Consider the following 24294-nt stretch of genomic DNA (forward strand, 5'->3'; position numbering starts at 1 on the left):
CGTTTCAGGCTCGCGGTTCGGCCGGCCGACCGCAGCCGACTGGCGGCGTCGGCCGGCCGCTCACAGCGCCTGGAGGTCCGCGAGGCAGTCGTCGAGGTCACGGTTCGACGTGGCCAGCGAGACGCCGTCGACGCGTGCGAGGTCGGCCGCGTGGTCCCACAGGGCGCCGTCCTCGATGCCGTGGAGCACGACCGCGTTCGGGGTCGGGCTCACGACCCGCAGCGCCACGAGCGGGGACTCGCCGCGGGTGACCCGCGTGAACACGAGCGCGCGGTTCGTCGACTGTCCGTACAGGCGGTAGAACTCCTCGCTCGACAGCCGCGTGATCGCCTGTATCGAGTCGATCACCGTGTGACCGTTGACGTGGTCGTGGTCGCCGCGCACGATCTCCGTCGCGCCCATCGCCTCGTAGAACTCCTCTAGGGGGACCGCCGTCGAGTACTCGCGGAGGTCGTGGACGATGTCGCTCTCGAACCCGGCCGAGAGCACCCGGGCGTGCTGGCGGAGGCGACCGCCGCCGCGCCGCTCGTCGATGTCGAGGAGCCCCTCGACGGTACGGCGGACGACGCCGATACCCGGGCTCTCGCGGCGACCGCTCTCGTAGTCGGAGACGACCGAGGAGGAGACGCCGAGCTGGTCGGCGAGCTCCGTCTGGGAGACGTCGAAGTCGGTCCGCCACTTCCGGAGCGTCGCGCCCGGGTCGTCGCTCAGCGTTATCTCGCCGGCGATCCGGCGGGAGAGCTCCTCTCGTGCGTCGCTCATACCCCGAATCGAGGACCGAGCGCCGCAAAAGGGTACCGTTCGTCACTTGTCGACATCGACCGGGTCATCGGACGCCGGTCGCGGCCCGTCTTCGAATCGAGCGTCACTCCAGGTACAGCGAGTAGACGATGACGGCGAAGCCGACGGCCGTGAGGAGCCCGTCGATGGCGATACCGACCGCGAGGTCGGCGCCGATGATCTGGTGGGAGACGCCGCCCAGCAGCGCGCCGACGGTGACGACGCCGAAGCCGACGCCGAGCTCTCGGAGCGACCGGTCTCCGGTCCGGTCGTACGCGCGGAGCGCGTAGTAGGTGATGCTGCCACCGAGCACCAGGATGGCGGTCTTTGCGACGATGATCGTCAGGTCGATGTACGGGTTCATGTTTCCTCTCGTAGCTCCGACCACAGGTCGGCCAGTCGCTCGTCTCGCGTCCGATCCGGTCGGGAGAACTCCACGTCGAACTCGCGGCGGTCCTCGTCGCCGTCGGCGCCGTCGTCGACCGAGACGGTGACGGCGTCGAACGACACCGAATACCGCGTCGTGTGTTGCCCGTCCCTGCGGATGTCGGTCGACTCAGAGAGCAGGGAGGCGTCGGTGAGCTTCTCCAGCTTCCGGTAGGTCGTCGACAGGGGGATGTCGCACTCCTCGGAGAGCTCGCTCGCGGTCATCGGCTCGGTGAGCGCCGCGACGATCCGACGGGCCGCGTCGTCGGCCAGCGCGTCGAGCACCTCGTCGACCGACGGCGGATCCGGGTCTCGCGACGGGTCCCGCACCATGCGTGACCGTTCGGCCCCCGGGACTTAAACCATCGAACTTCGGCCCGAGACCCGGCCGCTCCGATCGTCCGACTGTCGAGCGCCGGACTCGGTGCGTGTTAGCACTGCGAGTCCACCCGTTTTTGTGTGGCGCCGGCGTACCGGCGGTCAATGGACACGTGGAAGCGTCGCGTCGGCGGATACGTCGGGTTCGTCGCCGTCGTGCTCGTGTTCACCGCGCTCGCCTATCGGTGGGGGATGCGGGTGTACGAGAACGACCCGCGAACCCTGATCGAGTCGTTCCAGTTCGCGATCGAGATGTTCACCACGACCGGCTTCGGGGGGGACTCGGCCGACTGGCAGAGCCAACAGATGCACGCGTTCATCGCCGTTATGGACCTGGTCGGCATGATGCTGCTGATCGGCGCGCTCCCGGTCGTCGCCACGCCGCTCCTCGAGTCCGCCTTTGCGACGACCGTCCCGCGAGCGCTCGAAACGGAACTGGAGGACCACGTCGTGGTCTGTTCCGACACCACGCGCTCCGACGCGCTCCTCACCGAGTTCGCGTCGGAGTCGGTCCCGTACGTGGTGGTCGAGCCCGACCCGGACCGGGCGCTGGCGCTGTACGAGGCGGGTCACGAGGTGGTCCGCGCCGACCCGGAGACGACCGCAGGGCTCGAAAGCGCGCGGCTCGGCGCCGCCCGCGCCCTCGTGACCGACGTCTCCGACCGCGTCGACGCCAGCATCATCCTCGCGGCCAAGGAGCTCTCGCTCGACGTCAAGGCGATAAGCATCGTCGAGGACCCGGAGCGCGAGCGGTACCACCGTCTCGCCGGGGCCGACGAGGTGCTCTCGCCGCGGTCGCTGTTGGGCGAGAGCCTCGCCTCGAAGGTGACGACGGCGGTGCGGACCGACCTCGACGAGGCGGTCGCGATCGGCGACACCCACCGGATCGCGGAGGTGTCGGTCCACCACGGGAGCGGGCTCGCCGGGTCGACGCTCGCGGGCAGTCGGATCGGCGAACGGACCGGCGTCGACGTGATCGGCGCGTGGTTCAACGGGTCGTTCGAGGCGGCGCCGCCGCCGGACGCGACGCTGTCGGCCGGCACCGTCCTGCTCGTCTCGGGAACGGAGGACCAGGTGGAGCGGCTCGTCGACATGACCAACTCGGCGGCCCGTCGGTTCGGCGCGGGCGAGACGGTCGTCGTCGGCCACGGACAGGTCGGGAAGACCGTCGCGGACGCCCTCGAGGGCGCGGATCTCCCCGTGACCGTCGTCGACCGGGAGGACGACGAGGCCGTCGACGTGGTCGGTGACGCGACCGATCCGGAGACGCTGCGGGAGGCCGGCGTCGCCGACGCCCGGACCGTCGTCCTCGCCCTGCCCGACGACGCGACCGCCGAGTACGCGACGCTCGTGGTCCGCGACCAGGCGCCGAACGTCGAACTGCTCGCGCGGGTCGAAGAGCCCGAGAGCGTGCCGAAGATGCACCGAGCGGGCGCGGACTACGTCCTATCGCTCTCCCTGGTGACCGGCCGGATGTCCGCGTCGGCGGTCCTCACGGACCGGGACGTGCTCTCGCTCGATACGCACGTCGAGGTCGTCAGGAGCGAGACGCCGACGCTGGTCGGCCGGACAGTCGGGGAGGCGGCCGTCCGCGAGACCACCGGCTGTACCGTCATCGCCATCGAGCGCGGCGACGAGGTCATCACCGACGTGGGGCCGGAGACGCGGATCGAGCGGGGTGACGAACTCATCGTCGCCGGCACCGACGAGGGCGTCCGCGCGTTCGAGCGCGCGTTCGCCTGAGCTCCGTCGAGACCCGCTCGTCCCGCCGAGCCCGCCGCGACGAGTCGAACGCTTCAAGTATTCGCTGGCTGTTCGTACCCGTATGAAAGATCAGGGACGCTCCGCACGCAAGCGCACCGGCGGCCGACTCAAGCACGCCTCGAACAAGAAGCGCCATCAGCTCGGTCGCGAGCCCGCAGAGACGACGGTCGGCGAGACGCGACTCCAGTACATCGACTCCCGCGGCACGGAGAAGAAGGTCCGCGCGCTCTCGACGAACGTCGCGCAGGTCGCCGCCGACGGCGACATCAGCGAAGCCGAGATCGAGAACGTCATCGACAACCCGGCGAACGTCAACTACGTCCGCCGAAACATCATCACGAAGGGCGCTATCATCGAGACGTCGGCCGGCCGCGCGCGCGTCACTTCCCGACCCGGCCAGACCGGTCAGGTCAACGCGGTCCTGCTCGACTGAGTTCGCCGCAGCCTTTCTGAAGGTATTTCTCCCCGCCGCCCCACCACCGACGCGTGTACCTCGGCGTCGACGAAGCCGGCAAAGGCCCCGCGCTCGGACCGATGGTCGCGGCGGCGGTGCTCGCCGATCCGACGAGCCTCCCGGCCGACGTGGACGACTCGAAACGGGTCGCGCCGGACAGACGCGAGTCGATGGCGGCGGCGTTCGACGAGGACGCCCGCGTGGCGGTCGGCGTCGCGTTCGTCGAGCCGGCCGAGATCGACCGCCCGGACACCGACATGAACACGCTGACCGTTCGCGGACAGGCCCGGGCGGTCCGGGCCGCGCTCGCCGACGCGCTCGCGGCGGGGGTCGACGAGCCGATCCGCGTCGTCGCCGACGCCGGCGACACCAGCGAGGAGCGGTTCGCGCGGCGACTCGGCGAGTTCGTCGCCGCGGGCGAGGCGTCCGCGGAGGACGCCGACCCACTCCCGCCCGTCGACGTGACGGCCGCACACGGCGCCGACGGGGACGATCCGGTCGTCGGGGCTGCCAGCGTCGTCGCCAAGGCGGCCCGCGACGATCGGATGGCCGGCGTCGACGCCGCGTACCCCGACTACGACGACCTCGGCAGCGGCTACCCCAGCGACCCGTCCACCCGGCGGTTCCTCGCCGCGTACGTCGCCGACCACGGGACGCTCCCGGACTGTGCGCGAACGTCGTGGGCCACCTGCGAAGACGTGCTCGCGGCCGCCGAACAGTCGGCGCTCGACGAGTTCTGACCCGTTAGACCAGTCCGGCGACGAGGCCGCCGACCGCGCCGACCAGCGTCTCCCAGACGGAGAACCCGGTCGTGATCGCGAGGACGGTGTCCGCGCCGAAGAAGGCGAAAAGCAGCGCCGAGCCGAGGTGGGCGAGCCGCATGTCGACTCGCCCGGCGAACTTGTGGAAGAAGTAGGCGTTCGCGATGCTCACCGGGATGATCGCGAGCATCTCGCCGGCCCAGATCGCGGAGGTCGCGCCGTACTGGGCCGCCAAGCCGATCGTGACGAGCTGTGTCTTGTCACCGAACTCCCCGGTCGCGGTGAGCGCGAAGATGGGCAGGAAGCCGCCGAGCGACCCCGAGTACCGCGAGAGCGGACCGGGAAGCGAGAGGTCGTCGAACCGGGCCGTCCCGCCGTCGGTACGCTCCGCCTCCATGCTCGTCCCCCGCTCCGGCGCGGAACGGTACAGCAACACCGCGAAGGTGAAGAACAACACCGCGGTGACCGCGTTTAACGCGAGCGGGGGGAGCGCCGACTGGAGGGCCTCTCCCACCGCGATCTCGACCGCTGTCCAGCCCGCGAACGCGGTCCCGGCGGCGGCGACGACGATCTTCGGGTCGTACTTCGTCGAGAGCCCGGCGATCATCAACTGGACCTTCTCGCCCGGTAACACCGTCAGCTGTGCGATGAACGCGACGACGACGATCTCGAAGTAGCCCGTCATGCGTCACTCGCCTCCTGCTCGTCGGTCGGTCCCACCGAGTCCGCCCCGCGGCGCACGTACACGCGGTCGGCGACCGCCTCGGGCAGACCGTGTTCCGCTCCGTCGTCCGTTCTGACGGTGACCAGCCCGAACGACGTGACGTCGACGACTTCGACGGTCGTCCCCGGCGTGATGCCCGCGTCGACGAGGAACTCCAACACGTCCGGGTCGCGGTCGCTGACGCGAATGACCGTCCCGTGCTCGCCGGGCTCTAACGCCGCGACGAGGGTCGTCCCGGTGCTCTCGGGCGTCGACAGGTCCGCCGGCGGAATCGGATCGCCGTGCGGGTCGGCGGCGGGGTAGTCGAGGACCCGCTCGACCCGGCGGGTGAACTCCTCGCTGACGTGGTGTTCGAGCGCGTCGGCCTCGTCGTGGACCTCGGTCGCCTCGTAGTCCAACTGCTCGGCGAGGAACGCCTCGATGAGCCGGTGCCGCCGCACGACCTCCAGCGCTGCGACCTCGCCCGCGGGCGTGAGTTCGACGCCCTTGTACTTCTCCCTGGAGAGCAGCCCGCGGTCGGAGAGCGTCTCGATCATGCTGGTGACGGTGGCGGGAGTCTTATCGAGCGCCTCCGCGATCTGCGAGGTCGAAACGGGGGGCCCGCCCCGCGATTCGATCCGGTAGATCGCCTTGAGATAATCTTCGACTGCGTCGGTGGGCATACCCGCTTTTGACCGGTCTAAAGTAATAGTTTGACGGATTGATAGCTAAACCGAGACGGAGCGCGCTCACCGGGTCGGTCGATCGAACGAACGGTCATTTCCGCGCCCGTCAGGCGAGATTCCTGATCGATATCGGTGTAGCGGCGGCGTGACCCTCGATCGGCGGCGCGAACCGCCGGCCCGTCAGTCGGCGGTTCGGATCACCGAACCGTCAGCAGCCGCCGCAGGATGTCCCCGTACGCCGGCCGAGTGATCAACACGCCGACCAGCACGCCGAGGATCGTGAAGATGGCGAACCCGGAGAGGTCGCCGAGCGAGAGCACCATCAGCGGCGACATCGCGATGATCGTCGTGGCCGCGGCCGCGCCGATGACCCAGAACGCCTGGCGGAACCGCGAGTCGAACACCGTCTGGGAGTTCACGTCGCCCTCGCTCATCACCTGGTCGGCGATGATGACGAGGTCGTCGACGCCGGTCCCGACGACCGCGATGAAACCGGCTATCACCGCGAGTTCGAGCGGGTACCCTAACAGCGCCGCGAATCCGAGCAGCGCGTACACCTCCGCCAGCGCCGTGAGGATCATCGGCAGCGCGACGCGCGGTTCGCGGTAGCGGAGGAACACCATCCCCGCGACGGCGAACACGGAGAGCACTCCGATGATGAGCGAGTACGTCCGGAAGTTCTCGCCCTGCGCGGCCGAGATGGACGAGGACGTTCCCTCGCCGCTGATGTCGAGGTCGGCCGGGAGCGCGCCGGCGCGGAGGTTCAGCGAGATGGTCTGCGCCTCGGAGAACTCGCCGGTCGTGAGCCGGAAGTTACCGGTGTCCGCCCACGAGCCGCCCGCCATGCTGTCCGCGAGCCCCGGGTCCATTCCGAAGGAGTTGACGACCTCGCCGTCCACGACGAGCAGGAGGCACGGGTTCGAGTTCTCGATCTCGCCGGTCTCCGCGTTGTACCCGCAGCGGTCGGCCTGCGTCTCGTACGCGTCCTGGAAGCCGCGCTGTGCGACGGCGTCTTGGAAGGAGTGAGCCGGCGACTGGCCGTTTTCGGCGGTGTTACGAACGGTGACCGGGACGTACGCCCCGGTGCCTCGCTCCCGCTGGCTCGCGGTCCCGATCTGCTCGAAGTCGTCCTGGATCAACGCGCCCTCTTGGACCGCGGTTCCGTTCCCGTCGGGGTACGCGATGTCGATCCGGACGGTCCCGCGCTCTTCGAGGAGGTCGATCACGTTCTGGCGACCCTCGCCCGGCACCTCGACGAGGATGAAGTACTCGCCGCTGAGCGACTCGACCTGTTGGACGCTCCCGCCCGAGAGGCCGGCCTCGTTGATCTTCCCTTGGATGATGTTCATCGTCGCGTCGCGCGTCTGCTGGGTGACGCCCGACCGAATCTCTTCGTACTCGTAGCCGGAGGCGTCCATCGCCTGCCGGAACTGCGCCTCGGTCACGGACGGCTCCGTGACCTCCACCGCGCTCTCCTCCGGGACGACCCCGACGTCACGCGTCGAGGCGTTGTCGAGTTCGGCCGCGACCGCCTCCGCGACCGCCCCGGGTTGGTCCCCGCCCAACGCGACTTCAGTGGCGGTGTACCCCGACAGCGGCGCTCGGACGCGCGTCCCGCCGGCCAGATCGAGGCCGTACTGGAGGTTCGTGATCCCCTGTTGGGCCTCGCTCGCGTTCTCGCCCGGCGCCGGCTCCGGGCCGAACCCGGGCGCGAACAGCGCCACCGACGACCCGATCACGACGACGACGAGCAGCAGGATCCGCCAGTTGTTCTTGATCGGTTCGAGCATTACCGGTTCACCCCCTCGAACTTGTACCAGCGAAGCAGTGAGACGTTCATTAGATACGTGTTCATGAGGTCGGCACACAGTCCGACGGAGAGGATGATCCCGATGTCACGGAGCAGTCCGAGCCCGAACACCGAGGCGACGACCGCCATCACGACCATGGCCGCGATGGAGGTGAGCGTCATCGTCACGCCGGTCCGCATCGCGCGGCTCACCGACTCGTAGAACCCGCCGGTACGGCGCAGCACCGAGTCGTTCAGCAGGATGTCCGAGTCGACGCTGTACCCGATGATCATCAGAAGCGCCGCGACCGTTCCGAGCGTCATCTGGATACCGAGTAGATTCATCGCTGCGACCGGTATCAGTAGGTCGGAGAACGCGGACGCGACGACCGCCAACGACGGAATGAACGTCCGGAACAGTGCGAACACGAGGACGCTCATGCCGAGGAACGCGAGCAACACGCCGAACACCGCGGTCCGTGCGGTGTCGCTCGCGAAGCTCGGCGACACCTGGTCGACCGCGGTCGTCGTCAACCCCGCCTCGTCCGCTTGGTCCTGTAAGTCGTTCGCCAGTCCCTCGGGATCGTCATTGGCCGCCCGGAACGTCACCACGACGACGTCGTCGCCGGGGATCGTCTGGATCGAGTCAGGCTCCCGGTCGAACGCCGCCCGGATGCGTTGTTCGACGTCCTCGTTCGTGTCGTCCGCGACGCGCAGTTCGACCCCGCCCGTGAACTCCAGCCCGGGATTCGCCGGCGCACCGGTGGCCACGAACCAGCCGCCGATGATCGCCAACGCGAGGACCAGAAACGCGAGCGGCACCGCCGCAAGCTGCCGGTTCGAGTAGTCGGTGTAGTTGACCTCCGGCACCTCGATCGATACCATAAATACCGGTTCCTCCGCGGGCGCGAATAAGCCTTCTTATCTGGCGAGATTCCGCGTCTCGCCGGACTGCGGGAGGACCCGTGACCCCGACGCGAACGCCGACCTCACGGGAGGTACCGCACGGCGACGACCCCCGGCTCGGAGCGTATCTCGACGCGGTTCACGCCGAGTCGAGCCGCGCGGGAAAGCGTCCCTTCGCGGTCGTCGATCACGTCGGCGACGGCGTCCTCGGTCTCCGACTCCGGCGGCGTCAGCACGTGGACCTCGCCGACGCCCGCGCGCGGCTCCCGCGCCAGCTCCCCGGTCGCCGTCTCCGCGGCGAGTTCGCGCTCGTGGACGGTCGGCGGCTCCGGGCTCTCCTCTATCGACAGCGAGCGACGGTCCTCGACCTCGATCACCTGATAGGTGACCTCCATCGGCGGGTCGGGGGCGACGGTCGCCTCGACGGCGTCGTCGACGTCGAGTCCGGGGTTCGAGCTGAGCGTGTGGACCTGGCCGTCGTGGACGTCTTTCAGCACGGCGGAGTCGGCCTCGACGTGCGTGACGAGGAACGTGCTCTCTTTCTCGTCGGTCATTACCACCGAGGACGCGCTCGGGCGACTTCGGGCTTTCGAGCCGCGGACGGTCCGACGGCCCCCTCAGGACGCGTCGCCGTCGGAGCCACCGCGGAGCCGGAAGTGCGTCGCGAAGACGGCCAACGCGGCCGCGACGGGCGGCACGAACCCCGCCAGCTGCGGCAGCATGTACAGCGCGTTGAGCACCGCGGAGCCGCTCGGGTCGCGGAGGTCCGCGGGCGCCGAGATGATCATCCCGAGGTACAGCGACACGAGGAACAGGAACCCGGCGACCCCCATCCACCGGTCGTACGTGCTCGCGACCGGGTCACCGCGGCGGTGCCGGCGCGCGACGAACAGGATCGGTGCGAGCAGCGGCCCGACCGCACCGAGGCCGGCGACCACGAACAGCGACCGCGAGAAGAGGAACGTGCCGCCCTGCGCCGACACGGTCTCGCCCATCCAGACGACCAAGGCGAGCGTGACGACGAGCGCGACGAATCCGGCGGCCAGCGCCCCGAGCGCGGCGTACGCTCGCATCGTCCACGACTCGGTGGCGCGGAAGGCGTAGGGGATCGCACCGAACACCCCGCGGTAGCTGTCTGCCATCGGCCGTCGTAGGGGCGTCGGCGAATTAAACCCCTCGTCGGCGGGAAGCCATTTATACGTCCGACCGGATCCACGTGACGTGGGTCTCTACGACGCGTACCTCGCGACTCGCCATCGGCTCCACGACGCGGAGCCGCCGGCACACGTCGCGCTCGTGGTCACGGAGCGCGACCTCCTCGCCGACGGAGCGTTCGACACGCTCGCGTCGGCGATCGGCTGGGCGTTCGAGTACGGGGCGGAACGCGTCACCGTCTCGGTCTCCGTGCTCGACAGGGCGGTCGCGCCGACGCTGATCCGGGAGCTGCGGCGTCTCGACGTTCCCGCAGAGACCGTCGTCCGCGGCCCGGACGCCGACGCGTCGACGGAGAGGAACGCCGACTCGAAACCAGGTCCGGACCCGGACCCGAACGCCGACGCCCCGGTTCGGATCCTCGTGGGTCTCGGCGGCAAAGCGGAGTTCGCGGCCGCGGTCCGGGAGCTAGCGACCGACGTCGACGCCGGCGAACTGCGCCCCGAAGCGATCGACGAGACCGACGTCGCGGACCGACTGCTGTTCCCCGAGGAACCCGACCTCGTCATCAAGACCGGGGCCGAGCGGCTCTCCGACTTCGCCATCTGGCAGTCGGTGTACGCCGAGCTTTATTTCACCGACGTGAACTGGCGGGACTTCCGCAGGCGCGAGTACCTCCGCGCCGTGTTGGACTTCCAGGACCGCCACCGCCGGTTCGGCCGGTAACCGACGCGGGCGCTCGGGGGACCGGTCTACCAGAAGAACGCGAAGAGCGCGCTGAACGTCACCAGCGCGCCGACCGTCGAGAGGATCGGCACGACGTTTTGCATCAGCACCACGCGCGCGCTCGTCCCCGGGTTGAACAGGTCCGACGCCGAGGGAATGTCGCTCGCGTCGCCCTCCCCGATCTCCGGCATCTCGTCGGCCGTCAGCGCGCCGACGGAGACCGTCGGTTCCTTCTCGCCTTTTATCCCCTGTCGCATCGTCACCGTGCGGGTCGCGCGCCCCCAGCCGAGGCCGACGATCGACATCGTCGCGATGATCACGAACGACGCCGGGATCCCGACCGCGGAGAGGCTGATGACGATCCCCGAGGAGACGATCGCGACGACGATCGCGGCCGTCAGCGGGAGGTCGGTGATGTCGTTTCCGAGCGTGTCGAGCGTCCGCCGGGCGATGGTGAACGCGCCCACGGCGACCGCACCACAGCCGAGGAGGATCATCGGCTGTATCTCCACGCCCGCGCCCACCAACGGCGCGATGGCGTTCGCGATGTTCGAGGTTCCGGAGGCGAACGCCATCAGACAGCCGATGGCGATCACGATGAAGCCGCCGAACAGCTCGCGGCGGGTCGTGTTCGGTCCGAGGACCGGCTTCGGGAGCGTCCCCGACAGGTCGAACTCGAACAGCGCGCCCTCGGTGCTGTCTATCGCGACCCAGTCGTCGATAGCCGAGTAGAAGTAGCGGCCGACGATGCCGGAGACCCAGAACCCGATGATCGGGGCGACGAGCCACCAGATCGCGATCTCGCCCATCTCGGCCCAGTTGAGCGTGTCCGTCGCCAGTCCCAGGCCGGCGATGGCGCCGACGGCGGTCATCGACGTCGACGCCGGGACGCCGGCGAAGTTACCGACGAACAGCGCGCCGCCGATGAAAAACAGCACGACGATACTCGTCTCGAGGGTGAACACGTTCGCGCCCGAGACGAGGTCCTCGCCCAGCGTCGTGACGACGCGCTGTCCCAGCGTCCCCGCGCCGACGAAAAAGAAGACCGCCATCAGCGCTGCCGCACCCGACTTCGACAACACGTCCGCGCCGACGGCCGGCCCGAACGCCGGTCCCGTCGTCGCGCCGCCGATGTTGTATCCGACGAACGCCGCTACCGCGACTCCCACGAGAAGAAGAATCTCGACCATATACGATATCAGAGTACGCACGCGCTGTTAAACGGAGGGGTTACGCCGCCGGACCGCCGGCCGCGAGACCCCTCCAAGCCGGAATGAACGCACTGGAGATTCACCGAAAGGGGTCGCCGGTGCTCGCTCGCTTCACTCGACCGTTCGCGACTCAGACGCCGCTCGGCGATTTCGCTCACTTCGTTCGAGAAGATGTACCGGCCTGACTGAAAGGAGTTTGTCGAACGAAGTGAGACAAACGTCGACTGACGGAGTCCGTCGGAAGTGCACCGGCCGAGATTTGAACTCAGAATCAGACGTGCTCGCTTCGCTCGCGGTTCGCTGCGCGCGGCTGATAGCGTTCAGATCTCTCTCGGCTTCGCTCACTTGGTTCGCAAAATGCACCGGCCGAGATTTGAACTCGGGTTGCAACCATGGCAAGGTTGCGTGATACCACTACACTACCGGTGCGTGCTTCGCATCTCGTGGTTGGTCGGAGAATCACTTAAACCTGTCACATCGGGACGGCGCGGCGATCGAACCGCCGCCGGCCCGCCGCCCGATCACTCCTCTCTTTCGCGTGCGATGGCGTCGGCGTGCGCCTCGTGGAGTTCGGCGAACGCGGTCGCTTCCGCGCGCTCTCGGACCTCGTCGTCGCGTCGGTCGCGGAGCCGACGCTTGATCGTCGCGAGCGCGTCCGGCGCGCCGGACGCGACCTCGTCGGCCACGGACCGCGGATCGTCTACGACCCGCGACACGAGTCCGGCGCGCAGCGCGGCCTCCGCGTCGAGCACCCGGCCCGAGAGCGCGAAGTCGAGCGCGTCGCCCTCGCGCATGACGCGAGGGAGCCTGACGGTCCCGCCCCAGGCGCCGAACAGGCCGAAGGAGACGCCCGGCTCGGCGAACGTCGCCCGCGGCGTCGCCACGCGAACGTCGGCCGCGAGGGCCAACTCGACGCCGCCGCCGCGGACCGAGCCGTCGACCCCGCAGACGACCGCCGTCGGCGACTCCTCGATGGCGGTCGCCACGCGTTGCCCCCGCCGCGCGAACGCCTCGGGGTCGTCGAGGTCGGTGACCGCGTCGAGGTCCGCCCCGGCACAGAAGGCGTCGCCCGCGCCCCGGAGGTAGGTCACCGACGGCTCCGGCGCTTCGGCGTCTCGCCCCTCCGCGCCGTCTTCGTCTTCCGGCCCCTCGAAGGCCTCGCGCAGGGCCGTCAGGTCCGCGGGCCGGAGCGCGTTGCGCGCCTCCGGGCGATCGATCGTGACGACGCGGACGCCGTCGTCGACTCGGGTTCGAATCACGGGACGGAATTCCGTTCGTTTCCAAAGGTCTTTGCCCTTCGCTTGCCTATCGGTTGGTAATGGACGATGCCGCGCGAGCGCGTGACGCCGCGCGTGAGGCGCTCGCGGACGTGGAACCCGAACAGCTCCGCGAGGCCCTCGACGCCCGACTCGCAGACGCGGCGGTGACCCCCGGCGTGCTGTCGCTGGTCACCGCTCGCGCGCTCGATCCCGAGGTCGACCTGAGCGGAGTGGTCGACCGCGCAGCGGGCGTACAGCTCATCTACGAGGGGCTGCGGCTCACCCGGACGGTCGCCCGCGAGGAGCCGTGGGTGACCGCGCCGTCCGCCGCCGACATCGACGCCGACATGGACATCCTCGCGGCCGACGTGCTCGTCTCCCGCGGCTTCTCGCTTTTAGCCTGTACCGACGCCGCCCGCCCGGCGGTCGACGTGGTGCGCGCGTTCGGCCGCGACCAGACGCTGCGCGACCGCGACGGAACGGACGCCGAGACGGCGGCCGCGCTCGACCGCAACCTGGAGGTGGACGCCCTCGAACTCGCCGTCGTCGCCGGCACCACCGCCGTCGGCGGCGACCCGCCCGAGGAACTGCTCGCGTACGCCCGCGACCTCGCCGCTGACTGCGACGGCGAGTTCCCGCCCGCCGGCCGCGCGCTGCCGGACGCGACCGCCGACCGCATCGCCGACATCTCGGACCGCGCCGTCAGCGCGACGGACCGGTGAGCGGCGCGGGGCGGATCGGGGCGGCTCCGCGATCCCCCGACGCCGCGCCGTCGAATCGAAACCCCTAAAGTCGATTCCGCGCAACGATGAATCGCGCCTGGGTAGCTTAGCGGTAAAGCGCGTCCTTGGTAAGGACGAGACCCCGAGTTCAAATCTCGGCCTAGGCTTTCTCGGCGTTCGCTTTCCTTGCGCCTCCCGTCGTTCAACTCATTTTACCGAGACACGTCTCCTCGCCGTGGCGCGACCCACCGGACTACGGCGAACCGCTCCGGAACAGCCCGTACAAAAAGATACGCGTCGGGGATTTCCGGCTCTCCGTGAGCTTCCGGCAGGACGACGAGCGGCTCGTCGTCTACGTGTCAAGCGTCGAGGCGGGCCGTACACCGCTGACGACGACTGAGTGAGTTCATCCTCTCAGATCGTCACTCGTTCCAGAAGGCATTGATCCTGTCATCGAGATCGGTTAGGACAGTTGTGAGTACGTTCCGCCAGTCATCAGCATAGTCGGCATCCGCTCCGGGAGTCGACGCATCTGGGGGCGAGTGGAAGTGCTCGCGGGTATTATGATCATTCGGGTGGCAGTCCCATCGGCACTCCCACTCGTTGCCGGTCTGGTACTGCTCCGAATAGTGGATGCTGAAGTCGTCGGTCTCGAACCATCGGACCCGTAGATACGCACGGGTGACGCCGCCTGGAAAGTATCCAAGATCGTAGTCAGCGACGACTGCGTTCGGCGCGTATTCCGGTCGTGTCTGGATGTCGTCGAACCGATCGCTACGAGCGAGGTGTGTAGCAATCCGGTCGAGGATTTCCGTATCGATGGGACCGCGACTGGGTGGGTCAGCCGTATCCTCAGGCATCGACTGGACCGGGCTTGCTACCAGCGACTGGATTGTTTCGGCGTGCTGCGTCGAGGAGTGCGGCTCGTTGTTCGAGCGTCTCCCACTCAGAGAGCGCTTCCCAGGCTACTTCGGTGGACAAATTCTGCTCCTGAGTCGCGTCGACGAGGGACACCTCGTCCGGGTGCGTTGCATCGAACTGCGCTCTGTAATCCTCGATCTGGTTGAGCGTATCGTCGAGTGCGTCAACGATCTCTTGCTCAGAGTATTCTTCTCGGATCTGGTCGATGCGCCGCCACTGGAAGTACGCGTCGTTGCGCTCATAGCGGACCGGGCGACCGTTGTGCCGGTGAACCATCCCCATCTCGTCGAACCACGCTAAGTAGTCGCGTGCCGTTTCAGTGCCGCAATCGGCACGCTTGGCGATCGTCGAGACCTTCGTCGGCGTGCGAACTCCGACGACAACGTCGAGAAGCCGTTCTCGGATTGGTCCGTCCCTGAGCAGTGTGTCAAGGGAGTCCAGATCGTCGAGATTAGGTGGGGACTCCTCACCGTCGTATGCATCGTCGGGGATGTCTGTGGGGTCCATGCGTGAGAGTCTCCGTACAGCAGCCTACTGGGTCTAACGATTTATATCTGTGGCACACTGAATTATTTCTGCTTAGACGGTGTTCACGCGCAATCCCGGCCTAAGCTCTTCCTGCGACGTCGCGCTTCACTCCCGATCCTGCGTCGCGAACGTCGCCGCCCGCCGGATCAGCGCGTCGTGTGGGTCGATTTCCGACCGCCGCGCGGACACCTGCTCGAACGCCCCGTCGAGGTCCCGGTCCGTCAGGCGCGTCATCGCCGCCGCGGCGACCGCCGGGCTGCGCGAGGAGCCGGCCGAACAGTGGACGAGGACGCGCTGACCGGCTTCGCGCCGCTCCACGACCGCCTTCGCGGCGTCGGCGAACGCCGAATACGCGTTCCGCGGTCCGTCCAACATCGGGACATCGACGCGGTCGACGGCCCCGGTGTTCGGATCGTCGTGGGTGAGCGAGACGACGACGTCGACGCCGCGGTCCCGAAGGAGCGACCCGCTTTCGGCGTGCGATTGGGTCCCAACGAACATCCCGTCGGCGACCTCATCCATTTCGAGACACCCTGTCGAACGGTCGTACGGTGTCGCCCGGCGTAAATTCCCTTGGTCGTCGCGTCTCTCGGCGAAGGGGGCGTTCCCAGCGGTAGGCGCCTTTTTATCCCCGACTCTCCGACCGACACACCACATGGGCAAACACGAGCGCGGCTGGGTCGAGGCCACGGAGAAGCTGACGGCGCGGCTCGCGAACGGCGAGGAACCGGACGAGGACCTCGAAGAACGGGGCCGCCCCGATCTCGCCGAGGCCCTCGCCGAGCGGATCGAGGCCGACTTCCCGGATCGGACCGCGGTACGCCACGCCGGCAACTCCTACGACTCGCTGGGCGACCTCATCGTGGAGTCGAACGGCGGGGAGACGTTCCTCGAAGCCAAGTTCGTCGCCAGCGGGGGCACGCGGGCGAACCTCGGCCAGGACACGCTGACGGAGTTCGGGCTCTTCAGGGACGCGACGGCGTGGAGCGACTTCCGCGAGGAGATCGGATTCCCCGAGGACCGGCAGGCGCTGCTCCAGCGGTTCGACGACTACCCGGACGACGTCCGCGACTGGTCGTACAAGTCGGCGGTGTACGACCGCGCGAAACACCTGAAGAACGTCCTCGACGTGTCGCGGGGGCAGAACACCGGGTCGCGGGCCGACGAGGTCCTCGCCGATCCGGAGTCGACCGAGGCGGAGCGGGAGGCGGCGCGGATCGTCAACGAGATACTCGAACTCGACAGGGACGAGAAGCTGGCGTACTTCGATCACCTCCGAGCGGCGGAGCAGGACCCGCGCGCCGTCGAGACGTTCGCCCACCTGATCGTCTGCGGCTACCACACCGCCGACGCGCTTCGCGAGCACTTCGACGCGGACCTCAACGAGATCAAGCGCCTGCTCGAAACCGACTCCTACCGGCTCTACGAGGTGAACAGGAACAGCGGGACGGTGTCGGTCGAGAACCCCTCGGAGCTGCTCGCGGGCTTCGAGTGGCAGGACACGCGGGTCGAAATCCCGGAGGACGGCACCTCGGTCAGCGTGGTGACGGGACCGCCGGGGAACCGCCGGCGCGTCCTGAACATCGCGTACAACTGGAAGAACAAGTTCCAAGGGATCCAGACGCCGTCGATGAACGTCTTCGTCCCGGAGGCGTAGGGTCGTCGGGAGGAGTGGCGTCCGCGGCGCGACCTCCACGACCCGCATCCTTTTGCGCTCGGACGCTAACGGTCGTGTATGCAACGCGGCCGCCGGAAGCCGGACTGGCTGAAGTCGCGCCCGCCGTCCGGGAGTCGGTTCACCGAGATCAAGTCCACCCTCCGCGACCACGACCTCCACACGGTCTGTGAGGAGGCGAACTGCCCGAACATGGGCGAGTGCTGGTCGGGGAACGACGGCCCGGGCACGGCGACGTTCATGCTCATGGGCGACCGCTGCTCGCGCGGGTGTAACTTCTGTGACGTCGAGACGGGCGGCATGGAGGCGCTCGACCCCGACGAGCCGGCGAACGTCGCGGACGCGGTCGCGGAGATCGGGCTGGACTACGTCGTCCTCACGTCCGTCGACCGCGACGACCTCGCGGACGGCGGGTCGGCCCACTTCGCCGAGACGATCCGCGCGATCAAGCGCCGGGACCCCGAGATCCTCGTCGAGACGCTCATCCCGGACTTCGGGGGCGACCCCGAGGCGGTCCGCCGGATAATCGACGCCGAGCCGGACGTGATCGCGCACAACGTCGAGACCGTCGAGCGGCTCCAGTGGCCGGTGCGCGACCGCCGCGCGAACTACGAGCAGTCGCTGGCGGTGCTCGATCAGGTCGACCGCGAGTCCGACATCCACACCAAGACGAGCCTCATGCTCGGCGTCGGCGAGTACGACCACGAGGTGTACCAGACCCTCGGCGACCTCCGCGAGGTCGGCGTCGACGTGGTCACCTTCGGCCAGTACCTCCAGCCGTCCCGGTCGCACCTCGACGTGTTCGAGTACGTCCACCCCGACGTCTTCGAGACGTGGCGGCGGGTCGCCGAGGAGGAGTTCGAGTTCCTCTACTGCGCGTCGGGCGCCATGGTCCGCTCGTCGTACAAGGCCGGCGAACTGTTCGTGGAGGCGCTGTTGCGCGACGACCGCTCGCCCGAGGACGCGAGACGACGCGCCAGAGCCGCCGGCGGCGACTGAGGGTCCGGTCCTCGCGGACCCCGGTCGCCGGTCTCTCACCGCTCCCTCGCGGAGCCTGACCCGCCGACGAACCGAGAGCCCGCGGCGGCCGCCTCGAAACCCGCGCCCCTTAGCCAGTTGTCAGGCCATTTCGCCGCCGACGTTTGTCCGAACAGCGAGTTATTTACCTCTCGGTGACTCACCCTGCGTCAGTGAGACGTACACATGGGTACAACTGACTCGTCGTTCGTCGACTCGGCGCGGGCCCGGCCGGGGCTTCTCTTCGTCGCTCTCCTCGGCGGCCTGTTGCTCGTCGACCTCGCGGCGAAACTCGCGGGTGTCGGCCTCGGGCCGATCGGGGGGTCGATCTCGGTCGCTCGGTTCGGCTCGAACCTCTGGAACGGAATCGTGATCGGCCTCGTGATCGGGCTCGCCGGCATCGGGCTCTCGATGACGTACAGCATCCTCTCGTTCGCCAACTTCTCGCACGGTGACCTCGTCAGCGTGGGCGCGTTCACCGGGTGGGGCGTCGCCTTCCTGATCGCCGGGTTCGGCGAGGCGTCGGTCCGGGCGCTGGTGACCGTCCGCGACGCGGGCAGCGCCTCCCCGGGCGACATCGGAGCGCACATCCTCACCACGCCCGGCGCGATCCTCGTCGGTCTGGTGACGGCGTTCGTCATCACCGCGTTGCTCGCGGTGGGGCTCGACCGCGCCTTCTACAAGCCGATGCGGGACCGCGACGGCATCTCGCTGCTCATCGCCTCCATCGGCGCGGCGCTCATCGTGCGGTACCTGCTCCAGTTCGGCTACGGCTCCGGCCGTCGCGGCGTGACCGCGAGCGTCGAGCAGTCGAACCTCGCGTTCGGACCGCTCGGCCTCTCGGTGAACGCGCACGAACTCACCATCCTCGTGGCCGCGGTGGGGCTGATGCTCGCGATGCACGCCATGCTCCAGCACACGAAGCTCGGGACCGCGATGCGGGCGATGGCCGACAACAAGGACCTGGCGCTCATCACCGGAATCCCGGCCGAGCGCGTCGTCACCGCCACGTGGATCATCGGCGGCGGGCTCGCCGGCGCCTCCGGCTACCTCTACGTCCTGCTCCGCGGGACGATCCAGTTCGACTTCGGGTGGCTGCTGCTCCTGCTCATCTTCGCGGCCGTAATCTTAGGCGGGATCGGTTCCGTCTACGGGGCCATCGTCGGCGGCCTCGTCATCGGGGTCGTGTTCACCACCTCGACGATCTGGATCCCGTCCGACTTCAACCAGGCCGCGGCGTTCGCGGTGATGATCACGATGCTCCTGTTACGCCCGGAGGGGCTGTTCGGAGGTGTTTCGACCGCATGAGCGGCGCGGACACCGCCGACGACGCGCCCGAGAGCGCCACGGCGGCGCTCGTCGACGCCGCTCGCGAGAGCGACTTCGGACTCGTCGTCGGGACGCTGCTCGTGGTCTACGCGGCCGCGACCGTCCTCACGTTCACCGACGGGCTCAACAGCGTCGTCGGCCTGCTGGAGACGCTGACGTTCCTCGGGTTCGTCTACGCGCTCACCGCACTCGCCCTGAACCTCCAGTGGGGGTACACGGGGCTGTTCAACATCGGCGTCGCGGGCTTCATGGCCGTCGGCGTCTACACGATGGGGATGGTCGTCCGGTCGCCCGACCCCGCCTTCGGTCCCCCCGGACTGGGGCTCCCCCTCCCGGTGGGAATCGTCGCCGGCATGGGGATGGCGGCGCTCCTCGGCGCCGTCGCCGCGCTCCCGGCGCTGCGGCTCAAGGCCGACTACCTCGCCATCGTGACGCTCGGGCTCTCGGAGATCATCCGCCTGTCGCTCCAGTCGAGCGCCTTCGACAACTTCCTGCGCGACACGATCGGCGCCGGGACCGGCGGCGGCCGCGGGATGGGGATGCCGGACAACCCGGTCCGGGACCTGTTCTTAGTCGACGGCCAGGCGGGGACGCCGACCGCGTTCGGCGAGCTCGTCTTCGGCGTCTTCGGCACCGAGGGCCTCGGCATCGCGCACCCGATCCTCATCGGCTGGGGGTACATCGCCGTCCTCGCCGCCTTTCTGGTCGGCTTTTACTTCCTGCTCGAACGCCTCGGTCGCTCGCCGTTCGGTCGCGTAATGAAGGCGATCCGCGAGGACGAACTCGTCGCCGACTCGCTCGGGAAGAACGTGAACCTCGTGAAGATCAAGGTGTTCGTCATCGGCTGTGCGCTGATGGGACTCGCCGGCATCCTCTGGTTCGGCAGTCAGGGCAACATCTCCCCGACCCCGCAGTTCCGACCCCTCTTGACCTTCTACGTCTTCATCGCGGTGATCATCGGCGGCTCCGGGTCGAACACGGGATCCGTCCTCGGCGGCATCGTCTTCGCCGCGGCGCTGTTCGAGGGACCGCGCCGCATCGGCGGGACGGTCCGGGGACTCATCGACGCGCAGACCCCGCCCTCGTTCGCCGACGCGGTGATCTCGCTCGATCCGGTGGCGTTCCTCGCGTACGCGACTGACAACGTCGCGCCGCTCCAGTTCGTCTTCCTCGGGATCGTCTTGGTGTTCATCATCCACCGGCGGCCGGAGGGCATCCTCGGCGACCGGATCGAGACGGCCGCGGCCGTCGACCTCTCCGAGCGGCCCGCCGGAGGTGACGCCGATGAGTAGCGACATCCCCGACGCGGCCGACGCGGCCGACGTGGCCGACACGGTGGACGCGGGCGACGCGGCCGTCGACGAGCCGGAAGCGAACGACAGCGAGGTCGAGGAGGCGGCGAAACACACCCCGTCCGGGGCGCCGCCGCTCCGCGTCGAGGGCCTCGTCAAGCGGTTCGGCGGCGTCACCGCGGTCGACGGCGCCTCCTTCGAAGTCGAGGCCGGGTCGTTGACCGGGCTCATCGGCCCCAACGGCGCGGGCAAGTCGACGACGTTCAACTGTATCACCGGCGTCAACGAGCCGACCGCCGGACGCGTGTACTTCGACGGCGAGGACATCACCGGGCTCAAACCGCACCAGATCGCCCGAAGGGGGCTGGTTCGAACGTTCCAGATCGCCCGGGAACTCTCCGAGATGACCGTCTTAGAGAACCTCATGCTCGCGCCCCAAGGGCAGATCGGCGAGTCCGCGGTCCGCGCGGTCACGCCCGGGCTTCGCGGGTCGGTCGTCGAGGAGGAGACGGAGATCCGCGAGCGCGCCTGGGAGACGCTGGAGTTCTTCGAGATCGACCACCTCGCGCACGAACACGCGGGGAACCTCTCCGGCGGCCAGCGGAAGCTGCTGGAGATGGCTCGCGTGCTGATGACCGACCCGGAAATGGTGCTGCTCGACGAGCCGCTCGCCGGGGTCAACCCGACCTTGGAGGAGAAACTCCTCGACCGCATCCACGACCTGCGCGCGGACGGCTACACCTTCCTGCTCGTCGAACACGACATGGACATCATCATGGAGAACTGCGAACACGTCATCGTCATGCATCAGGGCAGCGTTCTCGCCGAGGGCACCGGCGACGAGATACGGAACGACGAGCGGGTCATCGAGGCGTACTTGGGTGAGGACCTATGACCGCTGACGGCGCGGTCGACGCCGACGCCGAGTCCGCCGCCGACGGAGACGACGGCCCGGTCGATCCCGCTACGGACGCCGCCACGGCCGCGGACGACACGTCCGAGGGGGACGGTGTAACCGCCACGGAGGCCGAGCCCGCCGACACCGCCGCGGACGCCACCGCCGGCACCGCCCACGCGATCGACGGCGACGCGATCTTGCGGATCCGCGACCTCGACGCCGGCTACGGCGACCTCCAGATCCTCTCGGAGGTGACCCTCGACGTCGCCGACGAGGAGTACGTGACCATCGTCGGGCCCAACGGGGCCGGCAAGTCGACCGTGATGAAGACCGTCTTCGGACTCACGACCCACATGGGCGGCACCGTCGAGTTCGAGGGCGCGCCGATCCACGGGCTCGCCCCAGAGCAGATCATCCGCGAGGGGATCGGGTTCGTCCCGCAGAACGACAACGTGTTCCCCGGTCTCAGCGTCCGCGAGAACCTCGAAATGGGCGCGTACATCCTCGACGAGGTTCCCGAAGACCAGATCGAGACGATCTACGACCGGTTCCCGATCCTCCGCGAGCGCAGCGAGCAGAAGGCGGGGACGCTCTCGGGCGGCCAGCGCCAGATGGTCGCGATGGGCCGTGCGCTCATGCTCGACCCCGACCTCCTGTTGCTCGACGAGCCCTCGGCCGGGCTCGCCCCCGACCTCGTCTCCGACATGTTCGACCGGATCGACCGGATCAACGAGGGCGGGACGGCGGTCCTGATGGTCGAACAGAACGCGAAGGAGGCCCTGCGCCGCTGTGACCGCGGCTACGTGCTGGTAAACGGCGGGAACCGGTACACGGACCGCGGCGAGGTGCTGCTCGGCGACGAGGACGTCCGGCGCGACTTCCTCGGCGGATAATCGAACTACCGTCGGGGACCGGTCATCTACGAATCGGTCCCGGGCATCGCTGTCGGTCATTCGTCCGACAGTAGGGATGGACCGACGACGAACGGCACCAAAGCCCCAGTCGCTCGGCCGTACGTCGACAACTTCTGACTGACAACGAACGGCACCAAAGCCCCAGTCGCGAGGCGACCGCACGCTCGCTGTGCGCCTCGCTCGTTCGCTCCGCTCACTCGCCTCGGTGCTTACTTCGCCTGCGGTCGCCTCGCGACTGCCCCGTTGAGTCCCGCCCAACGCCGCACCACCGGAAGACGGTCCTGCTCGCTCACTGCGTTCGCTGCGCGGGCTGCGACTTCCGTACTCCCGCTCGCTCCTTCCGGTCGCTCGCGGGACCGCACCTCACCCCTCCCCAGCCTCGTCGCTCACGCCCTCCGGGCGTTCGCGACTCCCTCGCGCGTGCTCCTCGCGGCCGCCGGTGGCGGCCGCTCGCAGGCACGCGCCACCGCATCGTCTGATAGACCGCTCCGCAGGTGTCTCTCGTCGCGGCGAACCGCATCGGACGGACCCGCGGCTCACGCGGGTCGAAAAATCGGAGAAGGTCGGTCGAACCCCTACTCGTTCAGGACGCTCGACCACTGACTGGTGTACGTCGCCTGGTTCGGCTCGAAGGAGACGCGCTGGTCGATGGTGCCGTCGCGCTCTTCGAAGGCGTTCACGTACGACTCTTCGAGCGACTGCCCGTAGGCGTCGTTGAGATACAGCGTGCCGGACGTCGACGCGCCGACCGTGTCGCTGACCGCGAGGTCGGCCATCGCCGGACCCTGAAGCAGGTCCGAGGGCGCGGTCCGGAAGATGTAGCCGTTGTCTTCGAGGTCCGTGACGTTCGGGTCGGTCGACGACGGCGAGATGCCGACGACGCCGTTGGGGATGAACACCTGGTCGGAGACCTGAAGGTTGACGTTCGAGGACGCCGGGCCGACGACGGCCCCGAAGCCGGCGTTGACGAGGGCGTTCGCGCCCGAGATACCTGCCTGGGGGTCCGTCTGCGTGTCCTCGACACGAGTCTCTACGTCGACGTTGATGCCGGCGTCGTTCACCTGCGTCGCCGCGAGGAGCGCGCCGTCGCGGATCGGTCCGCCGAGCGGACCGAGGTCACCGGTCTCCGGCATCAACACGCCGATGCGAGCCGTGAACGAGTCGACGCCGACGGGGTCAGCCGCGGTGGCGTTTTGATCCTCCTCGCTGAGCTCGTTGCCGAACTCGACGGTGTCGAGGGTGACCAGTTCGCCGTCCTGGAAGTCGACGATGTCGTAGGCGGCGGTCGACATGTCGCCGTTGACGTCGAAGTTGACGCTCGACGACGCCCCCACGTAGTGGACCGGGTCGCCCGCGGCGACCGTCTCGACAGCCTCCGGCAGGTCGGCGGGCCCGAACTCGTCGCCGCCGGGGTTCGCGACGGTGCGGACGCGGTCCCGGATCGCCTCGCCGCTGTTCTCGCCCGCGGCCGTCGCCGCGAGGATCTCGACCGCCATCGCGTCGTACGCCTGCGAGGTGAACACGCCCGGCTCCTCGCCGTACTCCTCTTGGTACGACTCCGCGAAGAAATCGGCGCCCGGGCCGCCCGCGGAGGGCGCGGTCCCGATGACGTTGTTCATGTCGTTGTCGACCTCGGCCGGGAGGTCGGCGTCGATCAGTCCGTCGGGGACGATGATGTCGAGATCGGGGGCACTGTCGGCGAAGTCCGAGTAGAAGTCGCGGAACAGCTGAATGCCCGACTGCGGGAAGCCGACGACCATCACGGCGTCGGGGATGGCGTTCTGACCGTCGCCACCGTCGCCGCCGTCGGAGCCGTCGGACCCGTCGGACCCGTCGCTGCCGTCCATCCCGTCGCCGCCGTCCGAACCGTCGCCGCTCTCGGTCGAACAGCCGGCGATTCCGGCGATTCCGACCGCACCGGCGCCTTTGAGTACGTCGCGTCGCTGGATTCTTCTCGTCATCCTGTGATCGGATACCACAGGAACGTTTATAAGTGTATCCAC

26 protein-coding genes, 2 tRNA genes and 1 pseudogene are annotated in these 24294 nt (G+C 68.6%); 13 read left to right on the top strand and 16 right to left on the bottom strand.

Going from position 1 to position 24294, the window contains the following annotated elements; genetic code table 11:
- Positions 1-60: 60 nt before the first annotated feature.
- The 3 genes from ACZ5KW_RS07025 to ACZ5KW_RS07035 form a co-directional block, all read right to left on the bottom strand.
- Positions 61-762, bottom strand: coding sequence for a helix-turn-helix domain-containing protein (locus tag ACZ5KW_RS07025; RefSeq protein ID WP_343779956.1), 702 nt, complete (start codon positions 760-762; stop codon positions 61-63).
- 103 nt (positions 763-865) lie between these two features.
- A complete protein-coding gene (locus ACZ5KW_RS07030) occupies positions 866-1144 on the bottom strand; it encodes a DUF7521 family protein (RefSeq protein WP_343779958.1) in 279 nt (92 codons plus the stop codon).
- Positions 1141-1539 (bottom strand): ArsR/SmtB family transcription factor, encoded by a 399-nt coding sequence (locus tag ACZ5KW_RS07035; RefSeq protein ID WP_343779959.1) that lies wholly within the window; start codon positions 1537-1539, stop codon positions 1141-1143. The genes ACZ5KW_RS07030 and ACZ5KW_RS07035 overlap by 4 nt, the downstream gene beginning before the upstream one ends.
- Before the next feature lie 150 nt (positions 1540-1689).
- Here ACZ5KW_RS07035 and ACZ5KW_RS07040 point away from each other — a divergent pair, with 150 nt between their 5' ends.
- The 3 genes from ACZ5KW_RS07040 to rnhB all read left to right on the top strand — a co-directional run bounded on the left by ACZ5KW_RS07040 (position 1690) and on the right by rnhB (position 4542).
- A complete protein-coding gene (locus ACZ5KW_RS07040) occupies positions 1690-3327 on the top strand; it encodes a potassium channel family protein (RefSeq protein ID WP_343779961.1) in 1638 nt (545 codons plus the stop codon).
- Positions 3328-3409: 82 nt separating this feature from the next.
- Entirely contained in the window at positions 3410-3781 is a 372-nt protein-coding gene (locus tag ACZ5KW_RS07045) for a 30S ribosomal protein S8e (protein ID WP_343779963.1), read from the top strand.
- Positions 3782-3834: 53 nt separating this feature from the next.
- The gene (gene rnhB, locus ACZ5KW_RS07050) at positions 3835-4542 is read left to right on the top strand and encodes a ribonuclease HII (protein ID WP_343779965.1); all 708 of its coding nucleotides are present in this window, start codon (positions 3835-3837) and stop codon (positions 4540-4542) included.
- 4 nt (positions 4543-4546) lie between these two features.
- Here rnhB and ACZ5KW_RS07055 read toward each other — a convergent pair whose 3' ends face one another.
- From ACZ5KW_RS07055 to ACZ5KW_RS07080, 6 genes are all read right to left on the bottom strand, one after another.
- Positions 4547-5248, bottom strand: coding sequence for a TMEM165/GDT1 family protein (locus ACZ5KW_RS07055; protein WP_343779967.1), 702 nt, complete (start codon positions 5246-5248; stop codon positions 4547-4549).
- Positions 5245-5949, bottom strand: a complete 705-nt coding sequence (locus ACZ5KW_RS07060) for a metal-dependent transcriptional regulator (RefSeq protein WP_343779969.1) — start codon at positions 5947-5949, stop codon at positions 5245-5247. The genes ACZ5KW_RS07055 and ACZ5KW_RS07060 overlap by 4 nt, the downstream gene beginning before the upstream one ends.
- 200 nt (positions 5950-6149) lie before the next feature.
- Entirely contained in the window at positions 6150-7742 is a 1593-nt protein-coding gene (locus tag ACZ5KW_RS07065) for a preprotein translocase subunit SecD (protein ID WP_343779971.1), read from the bottom strand.
- Positions 7742-8626: a protein translocase subunit SecF gene (gene secF / locus ACZ5KW_RS07070; protein WP_343779973.1), complete on the bottom strand. Its 885-nt coding sequence runs from the start codon at positions 8624-8626 to the stop codon at positions 7742-7744. The genes ACZ5KW_RS07065 and secF overlap by 1 nt, the downstream gene beginning before the upstream one ends.
- 104 nt (positions 8627-8730) lie before the next feature.
- Positions 8731-9201: a DUF5812 family protein gene (locus ACZ5KW_RS07075; RefSeq protein ID WP_343779975.1), complete on the bottom strand. Its 471-nt coding sequence runs from the start codon at positions 9199-9201 to the stop codon at positions 8731-8733.
- A 63-nt stretch (positions 9202-9264) separates the two neighbouring features.
- Complete coding sequence (locus tag ACZ5KW_RS07080) at positions 9265-9789, bottom strand: hypothetical protein (protein WP_343779978.1); 525 nt, start codon at positions 9787-9789, stop codon at positions 9265-9267.
- 79 nt (positions 9790-9868) lie between these two features.
- Here ACZ5KW_RS07080 and ACZ5KW_RS07085 point away from each other — a divergent pair, with 79 nt between their 5' ends.
- On the top strand, positions 9869-10525 hold the full coding sequence (locus tag ACZ5KW_RS07085; protein ID WP_343779980.1) for an undecaprenyl diphosphate synthase family protein: 657 nt from the start codon (positions 9869-9871) through the stop codon (positions 10523-10525).
- A gap of 26 nt (positions 10526-10551) precedes the next feature.
- On the opposite strand, the gene ACZ5KW_RS07090 is transcribed toward ACZ5KW_RS07085, so the two are convergent.
- From ACZ5KW_RS07090 to ACZ5KW_RS07100, 3 genes are all read right to left on the bottom strand, one after another.
- A complete protein-coding gene (locus ACZ5KW_RS07090; RefSeq protein ID WP_343779981.1) occupies positions 10552-11715 on the bottom strand; it encodes an inorganic phosphate transporter in 1164 nt (387 codons plus the stop codon).
- A gap of 379 nt (positions 11716-12094) precedes the next feature.
- Positions 12095-12165, bottom strand: a tRNA-Gly gene (locus ACZ5KW_RS07095).
- Positions 12166-12257: 92 nt separating this feature from the next.
- Positions 12258-12995, bottom strand: coding sequence for an enoyl-CoA hydratase/isomerase family protein (locus ACZ5KW_RS07100; protein WP_343779983.1), 738 nt, complete (start codon positions 12993-12995; stop codon positions 12258-12260).
- A 59-nt stretch (positions 12996-13054) separates the two neighbouring features.
- Here ACZ5KW_RS07100 and ACZ5KW_RS07105 point away from each other — a divergent pair, with 59 nt between their 5' ends.
- From ACZ5KW_RS07105 to ACZ5KW_RS07115, 3 genes and pseudogenes are all read left to right on the top strand, one after another.
- Positions 13055-13717, top strand: coding sequence for a DUF7114 family protein (locus ACZ5KW_RS07105; RefSeq protein ID WP_343779984.1), 663 nt, complete (start codon positions 13055-13057; stop codon positions 13715-13717).
- A 95-nt stretch (positions 13718-13812) separates the two neighbouring features.
- A tRNA-Thr gene (locus ACZ5KW_RS07110) sits at positions 13813-13884 on the top strand.
- A gap of 57 nt (positions 13885-13941) precedes the next feature.
- A pseudogene (locus ACZ5KW_RS07115) lies at positions 13942-14117 on the top strand (type II toxin-antitoxin system RelE family toxin); the annotation flags it as partial.
- A 22-nt stretch (positions 14118-14139) separates the two neighbouring features.
- Here ACZ5KW_RS07115 and ACZ5KW_RS07120 read toward each other — a convergent pair.
- The 3 genes from ACZ5KW_RS07120 to ACZ5KW_RS07130 all read right to left on the bottom strand — a co-directional run bounded on the left by ACZ5KW_RS07120 (position 14140) and on the right by ACZ5KW_RS07130 (position 15688).
- Positions 14140-14577: a toxin-antitoxin system TumE family protein gene (locus ACZ5KW_RS07120; RefSeq protein WP_343779987.1), complete on the bottom strand. Its 438-nt coding sequence runs from the start codon at positions 14575-14577 to the stop codon at positions 14140-14142.
- Entirely contained in the window at positions 14570-15145 is a 576-nt protein-coding gene (locus ACZ5KW_RS07125; protein ID WP_343779989.1) for a DUF7342 family protein, read from the bottom strand. The genes ACZ5KW_RS07120 and ACZ5KW_RS07125 overlap by 8 nt, the downstream gene beginning before the upstream one ends.
- 126 nt (positions 15146-15271) lie before the next feature.
- Positions 15272-15688: a dual specificity protein phosphatase family protein gene (locus tag ACZ5KW_RS07130; RefSeq protein WP_343779990.1), complete on the bottom strand. Its 417-nt coding sequence runs from the start codon at positions 15686-15688 to the stop codon at positions 15272-15274.
- Positions 15689-15821: 133 nt separating this feature from the next.
- Here ACZ5KW_RS07130 and ACZ5KW_RS07135 point away from each other — a divergent pair, with 133 nt between their 5' ends.
- The 6 genes from ACZ5KW_RS07135 (at position 15822) to ACZ5KW_RS07160 (ending at position 22270) form a co-directional block, all read left to right on the top strand.
- On the top strand, positions 15822-16823 hold the full coding sequence (locus ACZ5KW_RS07135) for a hypothetical protein (protein WP_343779992.1): 1002 nt from the start codon (positions 15822-15824) through the stop codon (positions 16821-16823).
- Positions 16824-16901: 78 nt separating this feature from the next.
- Positions 16902-17840 (top strand): lipoyl synthase, encoded by a 939-nt coding sequence (lipA, locus tag ACZ5KW_RS07140; RefSeq protein ID WP_343779994.1) that lies wholly within the window; start codon positions 16902-16904, stop codon positions 17838-17840.
- A gap of 204 nt (positions 17841-18044) precedes the next feature.
- Positions 18045-19166, top strand: a complete 1122-nt coding sequence (locus ACZ5KW_RS07145) for a branched-chain amino acid ABC transporter permease (RefSeq protein ID WP_343779995.1) — start codon at positions 18045-18047, stop codon at positions 19164-19166.
- The gene (locus tag ACZ5KW_RS07150) at positions 19163-20479 is read left to right on the top strand and encodes a branched-chain amino acid ABC transporter permease (protein ID WP_343779997.1); all 1317 of its coding nucleotides are present in this window, start codon (positions 19163-19165) and stop codon (positions 20477-20479) included. Before ACZ5KW_RS07145 ends, ACZ5KW_RS07150 begins: the two co-directional genes overlap by 4 nt.
- Complete coding sequence (locus ACZ5KW_RS07155) at positions 20472-21374, top strand: ABC transporter ATP-binding protein (protein ID WP_343780000.1); 903 nt, start codon at positions 20472-20474, stop codon at positions 21372-21374. Before ACZ5KW_RS07150 ends, ACZ5KW_RS07155 begins: the two co-directional genes overlap by 8 nt.
- Positions 21371-22270 carry an ABC transporter ATP-binding protein gene (locus ACZ5KW_RS07160; protein WP_343780002.1) on the top strand — a complete coding sequence of 300 codons (900 nt, stop codon included), beginning with the start codon at positions 21371-21373 and terminating at the stop codon, positions 22268-22270. Before ACZ5KW_RS07155 ends, ACZ5KW_RS07160 begins: the two co-directional genes overlap by 4 nt.
- Before the next feature lie 596 nt (positions 22271-22866).
- Here ACZ5KW_RS07160 and ACZ5KW_RS07165 read toward each other — a convergent pair.
- Positions 22867-24252: an ABC transporter substrate-binding protein gene (locus ACZ5KW_RS07165; protein ID WP_343780005.1), complete on the bottom strand. Its 1386-nt coding sequence runs from the start codon at positions 24250-24252 to the stop codon at positions 22867-22869.
- Positions 24253-24294 lie beyond the last annotated feature (42 nt).

The sequence above is a fragment of the Halorubrum ejinorense genome, assembly GCF_055389685.1.

Bases quoted from the DNA above. Each gene is read 5' to 3' on its own strand.
- ACZ5KW_RS07025 (WP_343779956.1), bottom strand. From the start codon at position 762: ATGAGCGACGCACGAGAGGAGCTCTCCCGCCGGATCGCCGGCGAGATA.
- ACZ5KW_RS07030 (WP_343779958.1), bottom strand. From the start codon at position 1,144: ATGAACCCGTACATCGACCTGACGATCATCGTCGCAAAGACCGCCATC.
- ACZ5KW_RS07035 (WP_343779959.1), bottom strand. From the start codon at position 1,539: ATGGTGCGGGACCCGTCGCGAGACCCGGATCCGCCGTCGGTCGACGAG.
- ACZ5KW_RS07040 (WP_343779961.1), top strand. From the start codon at position 1,690: ATGGACACGTGGAAGCGTCGCGTCGGCGGATACGTCGGGTTCGTCGCC.
- ACZ5KW_RS07045 (WP_343779963.1), top strand. From the start codon at position 3,410: ATGAAAGATCAGGGACGCTCCGCACGCAAGCGCACCGGCGGCCGACTC.
- ACZ5KW_RS07055 (WP_343779967.1), bottom strand. From the start codon at position 5,248: ATGACGGGCTACTTCGAGATCGTCGTCGTCGCGTTCATCGCACAGCTG.
- ACZ5KW_RS07060 (WP_343779969.1), bottom strand. From the start codon at position 5,949: ATGCCCACCGACGCAGTCGAAGATTATCTCAAGGCGATCTACCGGATC.
- ACZ5KW_RS07065 (WP_343779971.1), bottom strand. From the start codon at position 7,742: ATGCTCGAACCGATCAAGAACAACTGGCGGATCCTGCTGCTCGTCGTC.
- secF (WP_343779973.1), bottom strand. From the start codon at position 8,626: ATGGTATCGATCGAGGTGCCGGAGGTCAACTACACCGACTACTCGAAC.
- ACZ5KW_RS07075 (WP_343779975.1), bottom strand. From the start codon at position 9,201: ATGACCGACGAGAAAGAGAGCACGTTCCTCGTCACGCACGTCGAGGCC.
- ACZ5KW_RS07080 (WP_343779978.1), bottom strand. From the start codon at position 9,789: ATGGCAGACAGCTACCGCGGGGTGTTCGGTGCGATCCCCTACGCCTTC.
- ACZ5KW_RS07090 (WP_343779981.1), bottom strand. From the start codon at position 11,715: ATGGTCGAGATTCTTCTTCTCGTGGGAGTCGCGGTAGCGGCGTTCGTC.
- ACZ5KW_RS07105 (WP_343779984.1), top strand. From the start codon at position 13,055: ATGGACGATGCCGCGCGAGCGCGTGACGCCGCGCGTGAGGCGCTCGCG.
- ACZ5KW_RS07120 (WP_343779987.1), bottom strand. From the start codon at position 14,577: ATGCCTGAGGATACGGCTGACCCACCCAGTCGCGGTCCCATCGATACG.
- ACZ5KW_RS07125 (WP_343779989.1), bottom strand. From the start codon at position 15,145: ATGGACCCCACAGACATCCCCGACGATGCATACGACGGTGAGGAGTCC.
- ACZ5KW_RS07130 (WP_343779990.1), bottom strand. From the start codon at position 15,688: ATGGATGAGGTCGCCGACGGGATGTTCGTTGGGACCCAATCGCACGCC.
- ACZ5KW_RS07135 (WP_343779992.1), top strand. From the start codon at position 15,822: ATGGGCAAACACGAGCGCGGCTGGGTCGAGGCCACGGAGAAGCTGACG.
- lipA (WP_343779994.1), top strand. From the start codon at position 16,902: ATGCAACGCGGCCGCCGGAAGCCGGACTGGCTGAAGTCGCGCCCGCCG.
- ACZ5KW_RS07145 (WP_343779995.1), top strand. From the start codon at position 18,045: ATGGGTACAACTGACTCGTCGTTCGTCGACTCGGCGCGGGCCCGGCCG.
- ACZ5KW_RS07150 (WP_343779997.1), top strand. From the start codon at position 19,163: ATGAGCGGCGCGGACACCGCCGACGACGCGCCCGAGAGCGCCACGGCG.
- ACZ5KW_RS07155 (WP_343780000.1), top strand. From the start codon at position 20,472: ATGAGTAGCGACATCCCCGACGCGGCCGACGCGGCCGACGTGGCCGAC.
- ACZ5KW_RS07160 (WP_343780002.1), top strand. From the start codon at position 21,371: ATGACCGCTGACGGCGCGGTCGACGCCGACGCCGAGTCCGCCGCCGAC.
- ACZ5KW_RS07165 (WP_343780005.1), bottom strand. From the start codon at position 24,252: ATGACGAGAAGAATCCAGCGACGCGACGTACTCAAAGGCGCCGGTGCG.